A 17,190-nucleotide genomic window follows, 5' to 3' on the forward strand; every position below is an offset into this window, starting at 1 on the left:
CATGGCCTCGCCGAACAAGCAGCAAAAACGTGCCCACCGGGCCAAGGCCAAGGCCAAGCAGAACCGCACCCAACGCGCTGTCGCGAGCAAGCCGGATGCGTTTTCCGGCGATGACGACCGGATTGACCTTGAGTCGGTGGATTTGACCGAGCTGTTCGTAGAGATGCGCACCGCCGGCGAGACCAGCCAGCAAGCACTCTGCGCGGTATTCCTGGGCCACCCGCTGCTCGCACTGGTGCTGGAGCAGGAAGGTGAGGAAGAAGCCACCGACTTTATCCTGGCGGCACTGATCGAGTATCGGCAGTGGGCCACGGACAGCGACGATGAAGCCGCCGCACTGGCGTGGATCGAGTCGCCGCAGTTCCAGGCGGATTATGTCGCTGCCTCCCAGGCCCTCACCCAAGACTGACGCAAAACCAAATGCGGGAGGGGCTTGCCCCCTCCCACATTGGGAATGCGGTCAGTTAAGCACCGCAGCGCCTGCTCTCTGCGCCTTGCGACGGCTCGACACAAACAACCCCGCCGCCACCACCAGCAAGCTCAAGACCCCAGTCGCAATGATCTCGACCCGGTGCGCTTCCTGGAACAGCATGATGGTCAACGTGCCCACGATGAACACCATCACCGCGTAGGTCAGGCCAGGGAACAGCCACATCTTGAAGACAATCTTCTCGCCCGCCGCCATGCGCTTCTGACGCATGCGCAGTTGCGACACCGCAATCACCAGGTACACCAGCAACGCGATGGCGCCAGAGCTGGCCAGCAGGAATTCGAACACCGCAGCCGGTGCCACGTAGTTGGCAAATACCGCCAGGAACGCCGCGCCAGTGGACAGCAATACCGCCCAGTAAGGCGTGCCGCTCTTGTTGGTGCGCTTGGCCACCGCCGGTGCATCACCGCGACGCCCCAGGGAGAACAGCATGCGCGAAGCGGTGTACAGCGCCGAGTTCAGGCAACTGGTCACGGCAACCAAGACCACCAGGTCGACGATCAGCTTGGCGTTCGGAATGCCCATGCGTTCCAGAACGGTCTGGTAGGAACCTACGGCCGCGAGGGTCGGATCGTTCCAAGGCACCAGGGACACGACGATGAAGATCGACAACAGGTAGAACAAGCCAATCCGCCAGATCACCGAGTTGGTGGCCTTGGTGATTTGCTGGCCTGGGTTCTTCGATTCCGCCGCAGCAATGGTGACGATCTCGGTGCCCATGAAGGAGAACATGGTGGTCAGGATCGCGGCCAATACCGCGCCCATGCCGTTGGGCATAAAGCCTTGGGTGTCGAACAGGTGCGAAACGCCGCTGACCTGGCTGGTCGGCAGGAAGCCGAAAATCGCCGCCAGGCCGAGGATCACAAAGCCCACGATCGCGACAACCTTGATCAACGCAAACCAGAACTCGAACTCACCGTAGTTCTTCACGCTGAACAAGTTGGTCGCCGTCAGCAGCAACGTGATGATCAGCGTGAAGGCCCAGATGGCCACATCCGGGAACCAGGCGTGGAGAATGGTCGCGGCGGCGTTGGCTTCCAACGGAATCACCAGCACCCAGAACCACCAGTACAGCCAGCCAATGGTAAAACCCGCCCAGTGACCGATCGCACGGTCGGCGTAGGTGGAGAACGAACCGGTGTCCGGCGACGCCACGGCCATTTCGGCCAGCATGCGCATCACCAATACCACCAGCGTACCCGCCGCGGCGTACGCCAGCAGGACCGCAGGGCCGGCGGCAGCAATCGCGTGGCCGGAGCCGACAAACAAACCGGCACCAATGACGCCGGCAATCGACAGCATGGTGACGTGACGCGGTTTGAGCCCCTGTTCGAGGTCATTGGAGCTTTGCGTACTACTCATTGACACACCTTTGCGAGGAATTGCGAAAACGGTCCACCCGGCCTGGGATCTTCCTCGTGAAAAGAAACCAACAGGGCGTTCTTTATTTTTTACGCAAGATTTGCGCCAAAATGTTACAAGGCCGCGATTGACGCGGGCTGTAGGACAATTCGATAGTCATCGCAAGTCATTGAGAACAATGGCATTCCGCTATAGCGTTACCGTGCGACTCACTTTCAAGACGAATAAGCGCACCAAAAACACACACAAAAAGTACGTGACGCCCCACAAAAGGGCTGATAGCGACCGTTTGCCCGTTTAACCCTTCCAACACCCGGCCAAAGCTGGCACCATCGCGCCCTTTTTTACGCGAAGCCTGCGCTATTCACGGGTTCAAACGGTTGTTCGGTTGTTGATGGCGCGACACGCTGCTGTGCCGATGCGACACCCTGCCGCACACCCCCCGTTTACCGCCCGCCACGCTGTTGGCCGCCATCAGGACGCTATGCTAGCTTGGCGCCTCGCCAGGAAGGCGGCCCAACAGCGAAGATCGCAATGAACACAATGAGGACCCCACATGGCCGAGGCCACGCCCGCGCTTGAAATCCGCAACTTGCATAAACGCTATGGTGAGCTGGAGGTACTCAAAGGTATCTCGCTGACCGCTCGCGACGGCGATGTGATCTCGATCCTGGGTTCCTCCGGTTCCGGCAAGTCCACGTTCCTACGCTGCATCAACCTGCTGGAAAATCCGCACCAGGGCCAGATCCTGGTGGCCGGCGAAGAACTCAAGCTCAAGGCCGCGAAAAACGGCGAGCTGATGGCCGCCGACGGCAAGCAGATCAACCGCCTGCGCAGCGAAATCGGTTTTGTGTTTCAAAACTTTAACCTGTGGCCGCACATGAGCATCCTCGACAACATCATCGAGGCCCCTCGTCGTGTGCTCGGCCAGAGCAAGGCCGAGGCAATAGAAGTGGCCGAAGCCCTGCTGCACAAGGTCGGGATCGCCGACAAGCGCCACGCCTACCCCGCGCAATTGTCCGGCGGCCAGCAACAACGCGCCGCCATCGCACGCACCCTGGCGATGCAGCCCAAGGTCATCCTGTTCGACGAGCCCACTTCGGCGCTTGACCCGGAAATGGTCCAGGAAGTACTTAATGTGATCCGCGCGCTGGCCGAAGAAGGTCGCACCATGCTGCTGGTCACCCATGAAATGGGCTTCGCCCGCCAGGTGTCCAGTGAAGTGGTGTTCCTCCACCAAGGCCTGATCGAAGAGCAAGGATCGCCACAGCAGGTGTTTGAAAACCCGCTTTCGGCGCGCTGCAAACAATTCATGTCCAGCAACCGCTAACGGAGCAACATGCATGCAGAACTATAAAAAATTCCTTCTGGCCGCGGCCGTCTCGATGGCGTTCAGCGCCACGGCCATGGCAGAAACCTTGAAAATGGGGATCGAAGCGGCCTACCCGCCGTTCAACAATAAAGACGCGAGCGGCAACGTGGTCGGCTTCGACAAAGACATCGGCGACGCCCTGTGCGCCAAGATGAAAGTCGAGAAGTGCGAGGTGTATGTGTCCGACTGGGACGGCATCATCCCGGCCCTGAATGCCAAGAAATTCGACTTCCTGGTGTCCTCGCTGTCGATTACCGACGAGCGCAAGCAAGCCGTCGACTTCACCGATCCGTACTACTCCAACAAGCTGCAGTTCATCGCACCTAAAGCCACCGCAGACTTCAAGACTGACGCCGGCTACCTGAAGGGCAAGGTCATCGGCGCACAACGCGCAACGCTGGCCGGCACGTACCTGGAAGACAAGCTGCCTGATACTGAAGCCAAACTCTACGACACCCAGGAAAACGCCTACCTCGACCTCACGTCCGGCCGCCTCGACGGGATCCTCGCCGACAAGTACGTGCAGTACGAATGGCTCAAGAGCAAAGACGGCTTGGCCTACGAGTTCAAGGGCGACCCGGTTGTAGAGAGCGACAAGATCGGTATCGCCGTACGCAAGGGCGACCCACTGCGCGAACGCCTGAACAAAGCCCTGGCAGAGATCAAGGCAGACGGCACCTACAAGAAAATCAACGACAAGTACTTCCCGTTCAGCATCGAGTGATCTGAACGGCCTGCCCGGCGCGCTCACGTGAGCGCGCCGGCTTTCCGCAATGCCTGCCGCGATATGAAAACACCATGAATTTCGATCTCTACGGATTCGGTCCGGCGCTCGCTGCCGGCGCGCTGATGACCGTCAAACTGGCGCTCACCGCGTTATGCCTGGGGCTGGTACTCGGCCTCGCCGGTGCCCTGGCCAAGACTTCCCCGTACAAGCCGTTGCAATGGCTGGGCGGTACTTATTCGACAATCGTTCGCGGTGTGCCGGAACTGCTGTGGGTGCTGCTGATTTACTTCGGCACGATCAACGCCATGCGCTCACTGGGTGAGTTGCTCGACATTCCCGACCTGTCCCTCAGCGCCTTTGCCGCTGGCGTGATCGCGCTGGGCCTGTGTTTCGGCGCCTACGCCACGGAAGTGCTGCGCGGTGCGATCATCTCCATTCCCAAAGGCCACCGCGAAGCGGGTGTGGCGCTGGGCCTGTCGAAGTTTCGTATTTTTACCCGACTGATCATGCCGCAGATGTGGCGTATCGCCCTGCCAGGGTTGGGCAATCTGTTCCTGATCCTGATGAAAGATACCGCGCTGGTCACGGTCATCGGCCTCGAAGAAATCATGCGCCATGCGCAGATCGCCGTAACCGTCACCAAACAGCCTTTCACCTTCTATATGGTCGCCGCGTTCATCTACCTGGCCCTGACCTCTCTGTCGATGGTAGCTATGCACTTCCTGGAAAAACGCGCCGCCCGCGGCTTCGTGAGGACGACGTAATGGAATGGGAAGTCATCATCAAGTGGCTGCCAAAGTTTATCCAGGGCGCCACCCTGACCCTGGAACTGGTGAGCATCGCCGTGATTCTCGGCTTGATCCTGGCCATCCCGCTGGGTATCGCGCGCTCGTCCAAGCGTTGGTACGTACGCTCCCTGCCCTACGCCTACATCTTTTTCTTTCGCGGCACACCGCTGCTGGTGCAGTTGTTCCTGGTCTACTACGGCCTGGCCCAATTCGACACCATTCGCTCAAGCTTTATGTGGACGTACCTGCGCGATCCGTTCTGGTGTGCCACCGCCACCATGACGCTGCACACCGCCGCCTATATCGCCGAGATCCTGCGTGGTGCCATCCAGGCGATTCCACCTGGGGAAATCGAAGCGGCCCGCGCATTGGGCATGTCCAGGCCCAAGACGCTGTTCTATATCATCCTGCCCCGGGCCGCGCGCATCGGGCTGCCGGCCTACAGCAACGAAGTCATCCTGATGCTCAAGGCCAGCTCGCTGGCGAGCACCGTGACCCTGCTGGAGCTGACCGGCATGGCCAGGACGATCATCGCGCGCAACTACCTCACAGTGGAGATGTTCTTCACCGCAGGCGTGTTCTACCTGTTGATCTCCTTCCTGCTGGTGCGTGGCTTCAAACTGCTGGAACGCTGGCTGCGCGTCGATGCTTGCCAGGGACGGTGAAGCCCGCTTTGAGGCGCTGGATGCGTTTCTGATCGAGCACCAAGGGCTGTGGCGACCACGGCCCTTTACTCATCGACAGCTGCCTTGGGAAGCCGAGCATCCGCAACTGGCCCGGTGGCTGCGCCAACGCTCGTTGTCTGACGCTGAAACCAGTCATAACCACCCCCACGCACTACCGGCGCCAGCGCCTTTTCCGGCATTGGCCTGCGAAGCCCTGCGCCTCAGCGCTGTGGATAAGTTACCGACGCATCCCCTGCACCCCGCCGCGCATCGCCTGAATGTCGACGTACCCGGGCGCAAATGGCAGCAGATCGAAGCCTTCGGCGCCGCGCTGCACTTTGCACAAACACCCCGGCATTGGCTGGACTGGTGCGCCGGCAAGGGCCATCTTGGCCGCCGCCTGTTGCACACCGGCCAACAGCTGACCTGCCTGGAATACGACCCGGCCCTGATCGCTTCCGGCCAGGCCCTGAGCGAGCACCACGGCCTGCCCGTCACCCATCGCCTGCAAGACGTCATGGCCGACGTGAGCCTCAGCCCCGAACACACCCCCGTCGCCCTGCACGCTTGCGGCGACCTGCATGTGCGCCTGCTGCAACTGGCCAGTGCCGCCGGCTGCAAACAACTGGCAGTCGCACCGTGTTGCTACAACCGCATCAACACGCACACCTACCAGCCGCTGTCCGAAGCGGGCCGTGCTTCAACCTTGCAGCTGTCGCTCGACGACCTTGGCCTGCCGCTCAGCGAAACCGTTACCGCAGGCAAACGCGTGCGCCTGCAACGGGACATCTCCATGGCCCGCCGCCTGGGCTTCGATCAGTTACAACGCCAATTACGCCACTGCGACGAGTACCTGCCCACACCGTCCCTGCCCGCCAGTTGGCTGGACAAACCCTTCGCCGACTACTGCCAGGCGCTGGCAAGCCTCAAGGGGTTATCCACAGGTGCACAGGATTGGGCGGCGCTGGAGGCGCACGGCTGGCAGCGTCTGGCTGAGGTCAGGAACCTGGAGTTAGTGCGTGGGCTGTTTCGGCGCCCGTTGGAGGTGTGGCTGGTCCTGGATCGGGCGCTGTATCTTGGCGAACGTGGCTACAGGGTCGAAGTCGGCAGCTTCTGCGAAACCGCGTTGACGCCACGCAACTTGATGGTGCTTGCCGAGCGCGATTAAGGGGCAAAATTGTCGCACCCCAGCCTGTGGATAACTCTGTTGATGAATTCTTTACAGAGCCCGTAGCTATCTACGCTGCGGGCCAAAAGCCACGCTGTTCATTTTTTGTTCACAGAATAAAACGCACGTAAAACAGGCAGTTGCGGCGAGTTGAGAACGGCGCCACAAAATGGCTGTTTCGTGACACCCGCGTCCAACCGATTGTGCATAAGCATCTGGCGTTAAGCGTATAAACCGTGCTTTACAAGGTTTTTTTGCGGGCGATCAGTAACCGGCAAAGACCGTTGATATCGTCGCCGGCCAGGCTTGACCCGGTGTAATCCAGCGGGTCGGTGGTAGAGGCCAGGGCGGCACTGATCGCCGGATCACGGTGAATGACTTCCAACGGGTATTCGCCTCGGCGCAGCTTGAAGGCATCGAGCATATCCAGGCTGAAGGCCGAGTTTTCATCCAGTTGATTGATCACAAAGTGGCAACGCGGTGGACGCTCACGCTCCAGATGGGGCGCCAGCAGGGCATTCAATTGATCCAGCGTGCCGAGGCAAGCGGCATTTGGCTGGGCGACCACCAGTACGATGTCGGCCACGCTCAACGCCTGATGGAAATAGACATTATTTCCCGCTGGCGTATCGACGATCACTGTATGCCCTTCGTTCAGCCCCAGCGCAGACAAGCGCTGCGCCAGCCACTTCGGCTCACGGGTCAACCAGCGTTGCAGGTTGTCCTTCTGCTGGGTGTCGATGTCTCCAAAGGGGATCACCTGGCAACCGCCGAAACCCGATTGCAGGATGTTCTGCCAGGGCGTGTTGAGCAGGCTGCTGCGGCCCAGTCCGGGTAGCTCATGGTCGACACCAAAGTGCTGGCGCAAGGCATTCTGGGGGTCCAGATCCACCGCCACGACCGACTCCCCAAGACGCTGCAACCCGCTGCTCAACGCCGTAGCCAAGGTGCTGCGGCCAACACCACCATTGACGGATACCAACGCCACCACGGTCGGGCGCAGTGCGCTCAATGGCTGACTTTGAGGATGTTCATGGGCGTAGGTCGCATGAGCACTGAGGCGCGAACCCTCGTTGAGGTTTACCCGAGTGCCATCGTCGAACGGAATGCTGCCAAAAAAGTGCAGACGCGCATTTCGTCCCGTGGGATCACGAGAAACGCTCTTGCCGAACAAGGCAAATAGATCATCAGTGCGGCTCATAGCCGGAGCTCCTTCACAGCGCCATGTAAAGACGTGAAAGGTCGGTAAGGTAAGGCTTCACCGCAGGTCTTTTTGTAGGCGTCTTCGTTGCCACATTCTGTGACAGCGCTAAGGAAGTGTCATTATTTTGATTAAATTTCAACCACCCTTTCAGACGAGCGGAAAATAGCCAATTTACTGACGGACCTTTACTACAATTCACTGGCGGTGATTTCATCGTGCCATTGTTTTTTAGCCGGTATCACCGCACCATTGCCGCACCTTCAATGCTGCAAGCTTGGGTAATCGCAGTGGCGATACGCTTTAAACTCCCTCGGATTCTCTACGGTCTTGCCATCACGCTGTTGCTCGGTGGCGGCCTGCTGGGCGATTTGCTCGCCGACTGGGATTTCAGCCAAATCAGCCGCCGCGCCGAGTCGCTGTACGGGCCGCTGGGCGCCGGGCGTCAGCGCATCGATGCCTGGCAACAATTGCTGTCGACGCAAAAGCAGGTGAGTGAGAGCGAGCAGCTCAAAGTGGTGAATTTGTTCTTCAACCGCCAGCTGCACTACGAAGAAGACATCGACCTGTGGCACGAGATTGATTATTGGGCGACACCCATTCAGTCCCTGTGGAAAGGCGCCGGCGACTGTGAAGACTACGCCATCGCCAAATACTTCAGCCTGCGGCACTTGGGCGTGCCGGCCGAGAAGCTGCGCATAACCTACGTCAAGGCCTTGCGCCAGAATCGCGCGCATATGGTCCTGACATACTATGCAAGCCCCGAAGCCATGCCCTTGGTGCTGGACAGCCTGATGGACCCCATTCTGCCTGCCAGCCAACGTCCAGACCTGCTGCCCGTTTATGCGTTTAACGGCGAAGGGCTGTGGCTGCCGGGCGCTGCGGGCAACAAAAAAGTCGGTGATACCAAGCGCCTGTCACGCTGGCAGGACGTCTTGAAGAAAATGACCGCAGAAGGGTTTCCGGCCAGTTCGGATAATTAACAGGAGCTACGATGTCACTGTTCAAACAATTGCTGATCGCTATCTGCGTGTTCCTGGTGGTCGCGTTCAGCGGTAGCTTCATTGTCAGCCTGGAGAGTTCGCGTACCCAGTACGTCAACCAACTGCGCTCCCACGCCCAGGACGCGGCCACTGCGCTGGCACTGTCACTGACGCCGAACATCGACGACCCGGCGATGACCGAACTGATGGTCAGCTCGATCTTCGACAGTGGCTACTACGCAAGCATCCGCGTGATAGACCTGAGCAATAACCACGTGCTGGTGGAACGTGCCGCCGAGCCGGATGCCAGCAACGTGCCGGCCTGGTTCGTGAAGATGATCGGCCTGGCGCCGGCCGGCGGCGATGCCATCGTCAGCCGTGGCTGGCAACAGGCAGCACGGGTTGAAGTGGTCAGTCACCCGATGTTTGCCCTGGCCAAACTCTGGCAAAGCGCGCTGGGCAGCCTGGGCTGGCTGCTGATCTGCGGTGCGGTGAGTGCGGTACTCGGCGCGCTGTTGCTGCGCCGCCAGTTGAAGCCGTTGGACTATATGGTGGAGCAGTCCCACGCCATCGCGCGTCGCGAGTTCCTCAGCTTGCCCGACCTGCCCCGCACCCCCGAATTGCGCCGCGTGGTGCAGGCCATGAACCAGATGGTGGAGAAGCTCAAGGCGTTGTTCCACGAGCAGACCGAGCGCAGCGAGAAGCTGCGGGTGGAGTCCTACCAGGACAGCCTGACCGGACTGGCCAACCGTCGCTACTTCGAGATGCAACTGCAATCGCGGGTCAGCAACCTGGAGGAGTCCAGTTCGGGCTACCTGCTGATGTTGCGGGTCAACGATTTGAGCGGCCTTAACCAGCGCCTTGGCGGGCAGCGTACCGACCAACTGTTGCAGGCCGTCAGCCAGCAACTGGTGCGTACCTGTGCCAAATACCCGGAAACCCAAAACCTGATCACGCGCAGTCGGGGTGGCGAGTTCGCGGTACTTGCCCCAGGCCTGGTGCGTGACGAAGCGCTGCAACTGGCCCAGACGCTGGAAAGCACCCTGCAAAGCCTGCACGAAACGGGCGCCACCGACATGTCGACCGTGGCCTTCATCGGGCTGGCGCCGTACAACCCCGGCGATGCCTCGGCAGACCTGCTGATGCTGGCCGACCAGGCGCTGACCCAGGCAGAAGCCAGTGGCGGACAAAGCTGGGTGTGCCTGGAACACCAGACCACGGGCACCACCAGCGACGACCCGCACAGCTGGCACACGTTGCTCGACGACGCCCTGAACCAAGGGCGCTTCCGGTTGTTTTTCCAACCCGTAGTGAGCAGCAGCGACACGCAACAGGTGCTGCACTACAAGGTGCTGTCACGCCTGCTCGATCACCAAGACCAGACCATCGCGGCCGGGCACTTCCTGCCCTGGCTGGAGCGCTTCGGCTGGACGGCGCGCCTCGATCAACTGATGCTCGACCTGGTGATCAAACACCTGACGCAGCACACCCCATCGGTGGCGCTGAACCTCTCGGCCGCGACCCTGAATGACCCGCAAGCGCTGGAGCGTGTGTTCGAACGCCTGGCCCAGCACCCGGCACTGGGGCCGCGCTTGACGCTGGAGATCGGCGAAGAACAAGTGCCCGAGCAAACCCAGTTGGAGCGCCTCACCCGTCGCATGCGCAGCCTGGGGTACAGCCTCGGCCTGCAACGTTTCGGCGGCCGCTTCAGCATGATCGGCAACCTGGCCAACCTCGGCCTGGCATACCTCAAGATCGACGGCAGCTACATCCGTGCCATCGACCAGGAAAGCCACAAGCGCTTCTTTATCGAAGCGATCCAACGCGCCGCCCACAGCATTGACCTGCCGTTGATTGCCGAGCGAGTAGAGACCGAAGGTGAGTTGCGCGTGATTCGCGAGATGGGCATTGAAGGGGTGCAAGGCCAACTGGTCGGTGAACCAGCGCCCTGGAAGTGAAGCACTGTCCCATCGCGCCTCCTTGACGGTCAAGCCGTGAAGGAGGTGCGCGAGCGTCAGATCAAACCGGTTTCATCGTCATTGATCAGCTCACTCAGGCCACCCAACGCCGCCCGGGCTTGGGTACGCTCCAAGAACTTGGCCTGTGCTGCCGGCGGCAAGTCCGTGATGCTCATCACGTTCTTGGTGATCAGTACCTGGATCAAGTCATCCAGCACTCGAATCATCTCAAGGTCACTTTGCTTGAGCTGCTTGAGGCTGTTGTCGACCAGATCATCGGCAAACCACGCCTGAATCTCATGATGGTCAGCCGGGAGTGTCTCGGTGGCTTCGGCGTAGGCCTGCGCTTCGACGCGAACCAAAGCGTTGTGTTGATCGCGTTGCACGTAGAACATCAGCGTTCTCCCAATAAAAAATCCCTGCAGACGCCGCTTAAGGCCCCACAGAGATTACACACATTTTCCCGAAGCCGATGCCAACGGGGCGCCAATCTCGAAAGATTGACGCCCCGTGGGTGATCAGTCGTGGTGCTTGACGGTCAAGTCGCCACCCGCGATCAGGTTATTGATCGCGGTGCTGCCAGCCCCCCAATTAGCGCCATCGACCTTGATCGTGACGTCGGCCGTGCCGCCGCCCGACGTGGTGAACGATCCGGTGCTGCTGACGCTGAGCGTCGAATTACCCGACGAGTCGGTGGTCAGCTTCAAGTAGCTGGACAAGTTGTTGTCGTTATTGCCTTGGAGCAAATCGGACAGATCCAGCTTGTCGCCTTCGCCGTGCTTGAAGTCAGTGATGCGATCGAAGCCGCCACTGGTGTTGGTGTCGCCTTTGAGCCACACAAAGGTATCGGCACCCGCGCCGCCGGTCAGGATGTCATTCCCCTTGCCACCCACCAGGATGTCGTTGCCGGCGCCGCCGGAGAGGGTGTCGTTGCCGCCCTGGCCGAACAGGATATCGTTGCCGGCATTGCCGATCAGGGTGTCGCCGCCATCATTGGTGCCATAGATGTTCGACGCGTTGGCCAGTGCACCGACGTCCTGCACATGCTCAGTGATGTACTGGTGCAAGGTGCGGTCGTCGATCTGGTCGACGGTGGTGGACAGCTTCTCAGCGGCGAACGCCTTGAGTGCAGCACTGCCTTCCTGGCCTTTGTAGCTGATCAGGTCACCGAAGATGATGTCGTTGCCCGAACCGCCGGAAACGCTGTCGGCACCCGCATCGGCGGTGTGGCCGGTGATGGTATCCGCCAGTTTCGCGGTGTCGATCGTGCTGACCGTCTTGTCGGTATCGAAGTACTTCTGGAGCATGTCCTTATCGACGCTGTTGCCCAGGCCAATGGCTTGTACTTCAACACCGCCCGAGACCGCCGTCGTCAGCGCTGTGTAAGCCGACTTGGCGTATTCCAGCGCATAGTCATAACGGCCGGAATTGCCAGCAGCGCCCGCGACGTCGAACCCACCACGGCCATCGGACACAACATAACCTTCAAAGGTCTTGGTGCCGTACGAGTCGTACGAGTAGACCTTGCCATCCTTGTCGACGATGACCTGCGTCTGGCCGTAGATCGTTGCGGTGACCGGAGTGGTCTGGCCCAAGGTGTAGGTGCCGCTGTTGACCTTGTTGTCGAAGGTGACGTTAGAACCCCACCAGGAACTGGTATACCCCAGGCTGATGTTGTCATACGTAGCGTTGTACACATTCGGCTCACCGTCGGTAATGAAATACGTCAGGTTTTTTGCACCGGCGTTGCTGGTGGCGTCATTGCTCTTGAACCAGGCCGTTGCCGCATTGAAGGCATCCTGGTAGTTGGTCACGTCGCTCGGGTTGGAGGCCATATTGTTCAACACGGCCTGCAGGGCAGCCTTGGCGGCAGCCTGGTCGGCCAGGTTGACCGACACCTGCGACTCAACCTTGGTATCGAAGTCGACCAGCAGCACTTTCACCACACCCGACCCCGTCAGCTTGGCGTTGGCGATCAAGGTATCGAAGATGCTGGAGAGCTGGGTTTTGATCGACGTCATCGCACTCGACCCGATACTGCCGGAGGTGTCGACGATAAACGCGATGTTGTAGTTGCTGCCCGGTGTGGTGATGCCACCCTTGTCGCCGACCACGATGTTGTTGGCCGAGCTGGAGCCCAGGTCAATGGTATCCGCCGCCGCACCGCCTTCCGTGACGGGGGTGTAGACCTGAGGCTTGACCGTGATGGTGGTCGTGGCCACCGACGAACTCAGGCTGTTGCCACCTTCGTTGTCAGTCACGGCGACGTCGATGGTGCGATCACCAATGGCCGGGTACTTGCTGGTGTTGGAGTACTGGAACGACTCAAGCAGCGCCTTGTAGGTTGCTGCATCCGCCACACCCGACAGGGTCAGCACGATCTTGCCGCTGACATCAGTGCCGACGCTGGTCACGGTGACGCCTTTGTAGGTGCCGCCCACTGCCACCAGGTTGGAGGTGAGCACGTCACCCGAACTGGCGTTTTTCAGGGTGATGGTCGCACTTTGCATCTGGGTGCTGTCGACGTCACCGATGGCCACGTTGCCGGTAATCGCAACGCCGTTGGTGCCGCGTTCGGTATACGAGGTGCTGAAGCCCGTGGCGACAGAGCCGTCGGCGGTGCTGAGGTCCAGGGTTGGCGCGTCGTTGACTGCCGTGACCACAATGCTCACTTTGCCGGTGGTCACCGCTTCAACGCCAGTGCTCAACTCTTTGGCCGTGGCTTTCACGGTGATATCGAAGCTGGCGGTGGAATCCTTGAACGGCGTAACCGCCAGGGTTTTCAGGTTCCAGGAGCTGACATCGTACAGCGTGGTCGAGCCGGTCGAGGTGATGCTGTGGCCCGTGGTGCCATCGGTAATCACGGTGCCTGCCGGCAAGCCGCTGATTTCCACCTTGTGCGACTCCGAGCCGTCGTTGTCGACAAACGTGGTGGTAATCGGCGCCACCTTGATGGCGGTGTCTTCCAGCCCACGGTTGTAGACGTAACCGGTGTAATAACCTTCGCCATTGACCACGTGGCTGTCACCGAGCACCGCGCCGGCTGCTTTCAACGCATCCACGCTGGTGTAGGTCTGCACGCCGCTGTTGCCCATCGACATCGACGGGCCGTTGTTGATAGACACGTTGACGTCGTAGTTGCCGCCGCCTGCCTGGTTGTAATGGTAGATGTCGAGGGTGTAGTAACCCGACTCGGTCGGCGTATAGGCCGTCCCGGTAATCGCGCTGCCCTTGCTCCAGGTCTCGCTGGCGACCAACTTGCCGCCCACGGTGATTGCCAGGCTGTCATCGGCCGTACCGGTGAAGGTGTAGCTCTTGCCGGCTTCCAGATAGATCAGGCCAGAGACCTTGGTCGCGGTGCCATCCGCCACGTTACTGTTGCTGACACTGCTGGTCACACCCGTAGAGACAGCGCTCGCAGCGGTCTTGGCGTCGATCACCTTGATCAGATCGCTGGAGTTGACCACACCGTTACCATTGGTCCCCAAATCAGTACGCAGGGTGCCGCCGGTCCAGGTTTGAATGGTCAGGCCTGTCGGCACAGCGCCGAATGCGCCGACAGTCACGACCGGAACGTCCGTCACCGGGTGGATATCCACAGTGATGGTCTTGGTGTCGCTGTAGGAGTTGCCGTCGGTAGCCTGGAACTTCAGCTGGGTGTAATCGCCTTGCATGTTACCCACGCCGGTGCCGCCGAAGCTGTTATCGCCCGACTCGTTGGCGGCTGGGGTGTAACGCACGTTGTGGTTATCGAAGTCAGCCTGGCTGAACGACTTGCCCGCCGAGGTATCGGTCTTCAGATCGCTGGTGGTGAGCTTGACCCACGTGCCGTTGACGTTGTACTCGATGGAGCCGGCAGGCAGGCTGGTGAACACCACTTTCGGGTTCGCAGAGTCCTCATCCTTGACTCCGAAGGTCGCCCAGGTCAGCTCGACCGAGGTGTCTTCGTTGCTCTGGATGTAGCCGTTGCTGGCGGTTGGAGTGTCGTCGACCAAAATCACGGTCGGCTGCCCGGTGCTGTGGGAATTCAGGCCTTCAGGGTCGGTGACGGTCAGGTCGATCTTCGGCAGTTGATTGCCGGCGTTGACGAAGTCCGCGCCCTTCTGGGTCAGCACAATGTTGTTACCGGACAGGCTGTAGTAGCCGTCCGAGTTGCTGTTACCGGTGAACGTGATCGTCAGCCCCGACCGTGGCGTTTCTTCGTCGGAGGCCGTGAAGGTACCGGCGACGGTGCCCGCTTTAGCCGCGTTCTCATCAAGGGTATTCGCCGCGATGCTGATCACCGGCACGTCGTTGTGCAGGATGACAGACGGCTGCCCAGTGCTGTGAGAGTTCAGGCCTTCAGGGTCGGTGACGGTCAGGTCGATCTTCGGCAGTTGATTACCGGCGTTAACGAAGTCAGCACCCTTCTGGGTCAGTACGACGTTGTTGCCAGACAGGCTGTAGTAACCGTCTACGTTGCTGTTACCGGTGAAGGTGATCGTCAGACCCGCGCGCGGCGTTTCTTCGTCGGAGGCCGTGAAGGTACCGGCGACGGTGCCTGCTTTAGCGGCGTTCTCATCGAGGGTATTGGCCGCGATGGTGATCACCGGGATATCGTTGTGCAGAGTGACGGTCGGCTGACCAGTGCCATTGGAGCTAAGCCCCTCTGGATCGGTAACCGTCAGGTCGATCTTCGGCAGTTGATTGCCGGCGTTAACGAAGTCAGCGCCCTTCTGCGTCAGTACAACGTTGTTGCCGGAGAGGCTGTAGTAGCCGTCTACGTTGCTATTACCAGTAAACGAAACAGTCAAACCTTCGCGCGGCGTTTCCTCATCAGTCGCAGTGAAGCGGCCGGCGACGGTGCCCGCTGTGGCGGAGTTCTCGTCGATGGTGACTGGCGCGACGCTGATGACCGGCACGTCGTTGTGCAGGATGACAGTCGGCTGCCCAGTGTTGTGGGAGTTCAGGCCTTCAGGGTCGGTGACGGTTAGGTCGATCTTCGGCAGTTGATTACCGGCGTTAACGAAGTCAGCGCCCTTCTGAGTCAACACAACGTTGTTGCCGGACAGGCTGTAGTAGCCGTCTGCGTTGCTGTTGCCGGTGAAGGTGATCGTCAGACCCGCGCGCGGCGTTTCTTCGTCGGAGGCCGTGAAGGTACCGGCGACAGTACCCGCCTTAGCGGCGTTCTCATCGAGGGTATTGGCCGCGATGGTGATCACCGGGATGTCGTTGTGCAGGGTGACGGTCGGCTGACCAGTGCTGTGAGAGTTCAGGCCTTCAGGGTCGGTGACGGTCAGGTCGATCTTCGGCAGTTGGTTGCCGGCGTTAACGAAGTCGGCGCCTTTTTGCGTCAACACAACGTTGTTGCCAGACAGGCTGTAGTAACCGTCTACGTTGCTGTTGCCGGTGAAGGTGATCGTCAGACCCGCGCGCGGCGTTTCTTCGTCGGAGGCCGTGAAGGTACCGGCGACGGTGCCTGCTTTAGCGGCGTTCTCATCGAGGGTATTGGCGGCGATGGTGATCACCGGGATGTCGTTGTGCAGCGTGACGGTCGGCTGGCCGGTGCCGTTGGAGCTGGCGCCATCAGGGTCGGTGACGGTCAGGTCGATTTTCGGCAGTTGATTGCCAGCGTTAACAAAGTCAGCTCCCTTCTGGGTCAGTACAACGTTATTGCCAGACAGGCTGTAGTAACCGTCTACGTTGCTGTTGCCAGTAAAGGAGACGGTCAAACCTTCGCGCGGTGTTTCTTCATCAGTCGCAGTGAAGCGGCCAGCGACGGTGCCCGCAGTAGCGGAGTTCTCATCAATAGTGACTGGTGCAACGCTGATCACTGGCACGTCGTTATGCAAGGTGACAGTCGGCTGACCAGTGCCATTGGAGCTGAGCCCCTCAGGATCGGTAACCGTCAGATCAATCTTCGGCAGTTGATGGCCAGCGTTAACGAAGTCCGCGCCCTTTTGCGTCAGTACAACGTTATTGCCGGACAGGCTGTAGTAGCCGTCTACGTTGCTGTTGCCGGTGAAGGAAACAGTCAAACCTTCGCGTGGCGTTTCTTCATCGGTCGCGGTGAAGCGGCCAGCGACAGTGCCCGCAGTAGCAGAGTTCTCGTCGATGGTGACTGGCGCGACGCTGATGACCGGCACGTCGTTGTGCAGAGTGACCGTCGGCTGACCGGTGCCATTAGAGCTGAGCCCCTCAGGATCGGTGACCGTCAGATCAATCTTCGGCAGTTGATTGCCGGCGTTAACAAAGTCAGCGCCCTTCTGGGTCAGTACAACGTTGTTGCCGGAGAGACTGTAGTAGCCGTCTACGTTGCTGTTGCCGGTGAAGGAAACAGTCAAACCTTCGCGTGGTGTTTCTTCATCAGTCGCAGTGAAGCGGCCAGCGACAGTGCCCGCTGTGGCGGAGTTCTCATCGATGGTGACTGGTGCAACGCTGATCACTGGCACGTCGTTATGCAAGGTGACCGTCGGCTGACCAGTGCCATTGGAGCT

Annotated in this window: 12 protein-coding genes; 8 read left to right on the forward strand and 4 right to left on the reverse strand. The window is 60.0% G+C overall.

Annotated features, from left to right (window positions below; genetic code table 11):
• Position 1 precedes the first annotated feature (1 nt).
• Positions 2–409 (forward strand): hypothetical protein, encoded by a 408-nt coding sequence (locus tag AD670_RS30285; protein WP_053140855.1) that lies wholly within the window; start codon positions 2–4, stop codon positions 407–409.
• Between the two features lie 51 nt (positions 410–460).
• Here the strand turns inward: AD670_RS30285 and gabP are convergent, their stop codons facing one another.
• Entirely contained in the window at positions 461–1,852 is a 1,392-nt protein-coding gene (gene gabP / locus AD670_RS30290) for a GABA permease (protein WP_053140858.1), read from the reverse strand.
• A 556-nt stretch (positions 1,853–2,408) separates the two neighbouring features.
• Here gabP and AD670_RS30295 point away from each other — a divergent pair.
• The 5 genes from AD670_RS30295 (at position 2,409) to AD670_RS30315 (ending at position 6,572) form a co-directional block, all read left to right on the forward strand.
• Positions 2,409–3,182, forward strand: coding sequence for an ABC transporter ATP-binding protein (locus AD670_RS30295; protein WP_053140861.1), 774 nt, complete (start codon positions 2,409–2,411; stop codon positions 3,180–3,182).
• A gap of 13 nt (positions 3,183–3,195) precedes the next feature.
• Positions 3,196–3,948 (forward strand): ABC transporter substrate-binding protein, encoded by a 753-nt coding sequence (locus AD670_RS30300; protein WP_053140863.1) that lies wholly within the window; start codon positions 3,196–3,198, stop codon positions 3,946–3,948.
• Positions 3,949–4,022: 74 nt separating this feature from the next.
• Positions 4,023–4,715 (forward strand): ABC transporter permease, encoded by a 693-nt coding sequence (locus AD670_RS30305; RefSeq protein WP_053140866.1) that lies wholly within the window; start codon positions 4,023–4,025, stop codon positions 4,713–4,715.
• Positions 4,715–5,404: an ABC transporter permease gene (locus AD670_RS30310; protein WP_053140869.1), complete on the forward strand. Its 690-nt coding sequence runs from the start codon at positions 4,715–4,717 to the stop codon at positions 5,402–5,404. Before AD670_RS30305 ends, AD670_RS30310 begins: the two co-directional genes overlap by 1 nt.
• Entirely contained in the window at positions 5,385–6,572 is a 1,188-nt protein-coding gene (locus AD670_RS30315) for a methyltransferase (RefSeq protein WP_053140872.1), read from the forward strand. Before AD670_RS30310 ends, AD670_RS30315 begins: the two co-directional genes overlap by 20 nt.
• Positions 6,573–6,813: 241 nt before the next feature.
• Here AD670_RS30315 and bcsQ read toward each other — a convergent pair whose 3' ends face one another.
• Entirely contained in the window at positions 6,814–7,773 is a 960-nt protein-coding gene (gene bcsQ / locus AD670_RS30320; RefSeq protein ID WP_053140874.1) for a cellulose biosynthesis protein BcsQ, read from the reverse strand.
• Positions 7,774–8,039: 266 nt separating this feature from the next.
• Here bcsQ and lapG point away from each other — a divergent pair, with 266 nt between their 5' ends.
• Complete coding sequence (lapG, locus tag AD670_RS30325; protein ID WP_082341080.1) at positions 8,040–8,756, forward strand: cysteine protease LapG; 717 nt, start codon at positions 8,040–8,042, stop codon at positions 8,754–8,756.
• Positions 8,757–8,767: 11 nt separating this feature from the next.
• Complete coding sequence (gene lapD, locus AD670_RS30330) at positions 8,768–10,714, forward strand: cyclic di-GMP receptor LapD (protein WP_053140877.1); 1,947 nt, start codon at positions 8,768–8,770, stop codon at positions 10,712–10,714.
• A gap of 56 nt (positions 10,715–10,770) precedes the next feature.
• Here lapD and AD670_RS30335 read toward each other — a convergent pair whose 3' ends face one another.
• A complete protein-coding gene (locus tag AD670_RS30335) occupies positions 10,771–11,109 on the reverse strand; it encodes a hypothetical protein (RefSeq protein ID WP_053140880.1) in 339 nt (112 codons plus the stop codon).
• A gap of 123 nt (positions 11,110–11,232) precedes the next feature.
• On the reverse strand, positions 11,233–17,139 hold the full coding sequence (locus tag AD670_RS30340) for a type I secretion C-terminal target domain-containing protein (protein WP_218187642.1): 5,907 nt from the start codon (positions 17,137–17,139) through the stop codon (positions 11,233–11,235).
• Positions 17,140–17,190: the final 51 nt, after the last annotated feature.

It is taken from the genome of Pseudomonas sp. MIACH (assembly GCF_001269925.1).
In the GTDB taxonomy this organism is placed as follows: Bacteria; Pseudomonadota; Gammaproteobacteria; order Pseudomonadales; family Pseudomonadaceae; genus Aquipseudomonas.

Excerpts from the sequence above, each read along its gene's own strand:
- AD670_RS30285 (WP_053140855.1), top strand. The coding sequence starts at position 2 with ATGGCCTCGCCGAACAAGCAGCAAAAACGTGCCCACCGGGCCAAGGCC.
- gabP (WP_053140858.1), bottom strand. The coding sequence starts at position 1,852 with ATGAGTAGTACGCAAAGCTCCAATGACCTCGAACAGGGGCTCAAACCG.
- AD670_RS30295 (WP_053140861.1), top strand. The coding sequence starts at position 2,409 with ATGGCCGAGGCCACGCCCGCGCTTGAAATCCGCAACTTGCATAAACGC.
- AD670_RS30300 (WP_053140863.1), top strand. The coding sequence starts at position 3,196 with ATGCAGAACTATAAAAAATTCCTTCTGGCCGCGGCCGTCTCGATGGCG.
- AD670_RS30305 (WP_053140866.1), top strand. The coding sequence starts at position 4,023 with ATGAATTTCGATCTCTACGGATTCGGTCCGGCGCTCGCTGCCGGCGCG.
- AD670_RS30310 (WP_053140869.1), top strand. The coding sequence starts at position 4,715 with ATGGAATGGGAAGTCATCATCAAGTGGCTGCCAAAGTTTATCCAGGGC.
- AD670_RS30315 (WP_053140872.1), top strand. The coding sequence starts at position 5,385 with ATGCTTGCCAGGGACGGTGAAGCCCGCTTTGAGGCGCTGGATGCGTTT.
- bcsQ (WP_053140874.1), bottom strand. The coding sequence starts at position 7,773 with ATGAGCCGCACTGATGATCTATTTGCCTTGTTCGGCAAGAGCGTTTCT.
- lapG (WP_082341080.1), top strand. The coding sequence starts at position 8,040 with ATGCTGCAAGCTTGGGTAATCGCAGTGGCGATACGCTTTAAACTCCCT.
- lapD (WP_053140877.1), top strand. The coding sequence starts at position 8,768 with ATGTCACTGTTCAAACAATTGCTGATCGCTATCTGCGTGTTCCTGGTG.
- AD670_RS30335 (WP_053140880.1), bottom strand. The coding sequence starts at position 11,109 with ATGTTCTACGTGCAACGCGATCAACACAACGCTTTGGTTCGCGTCGAA.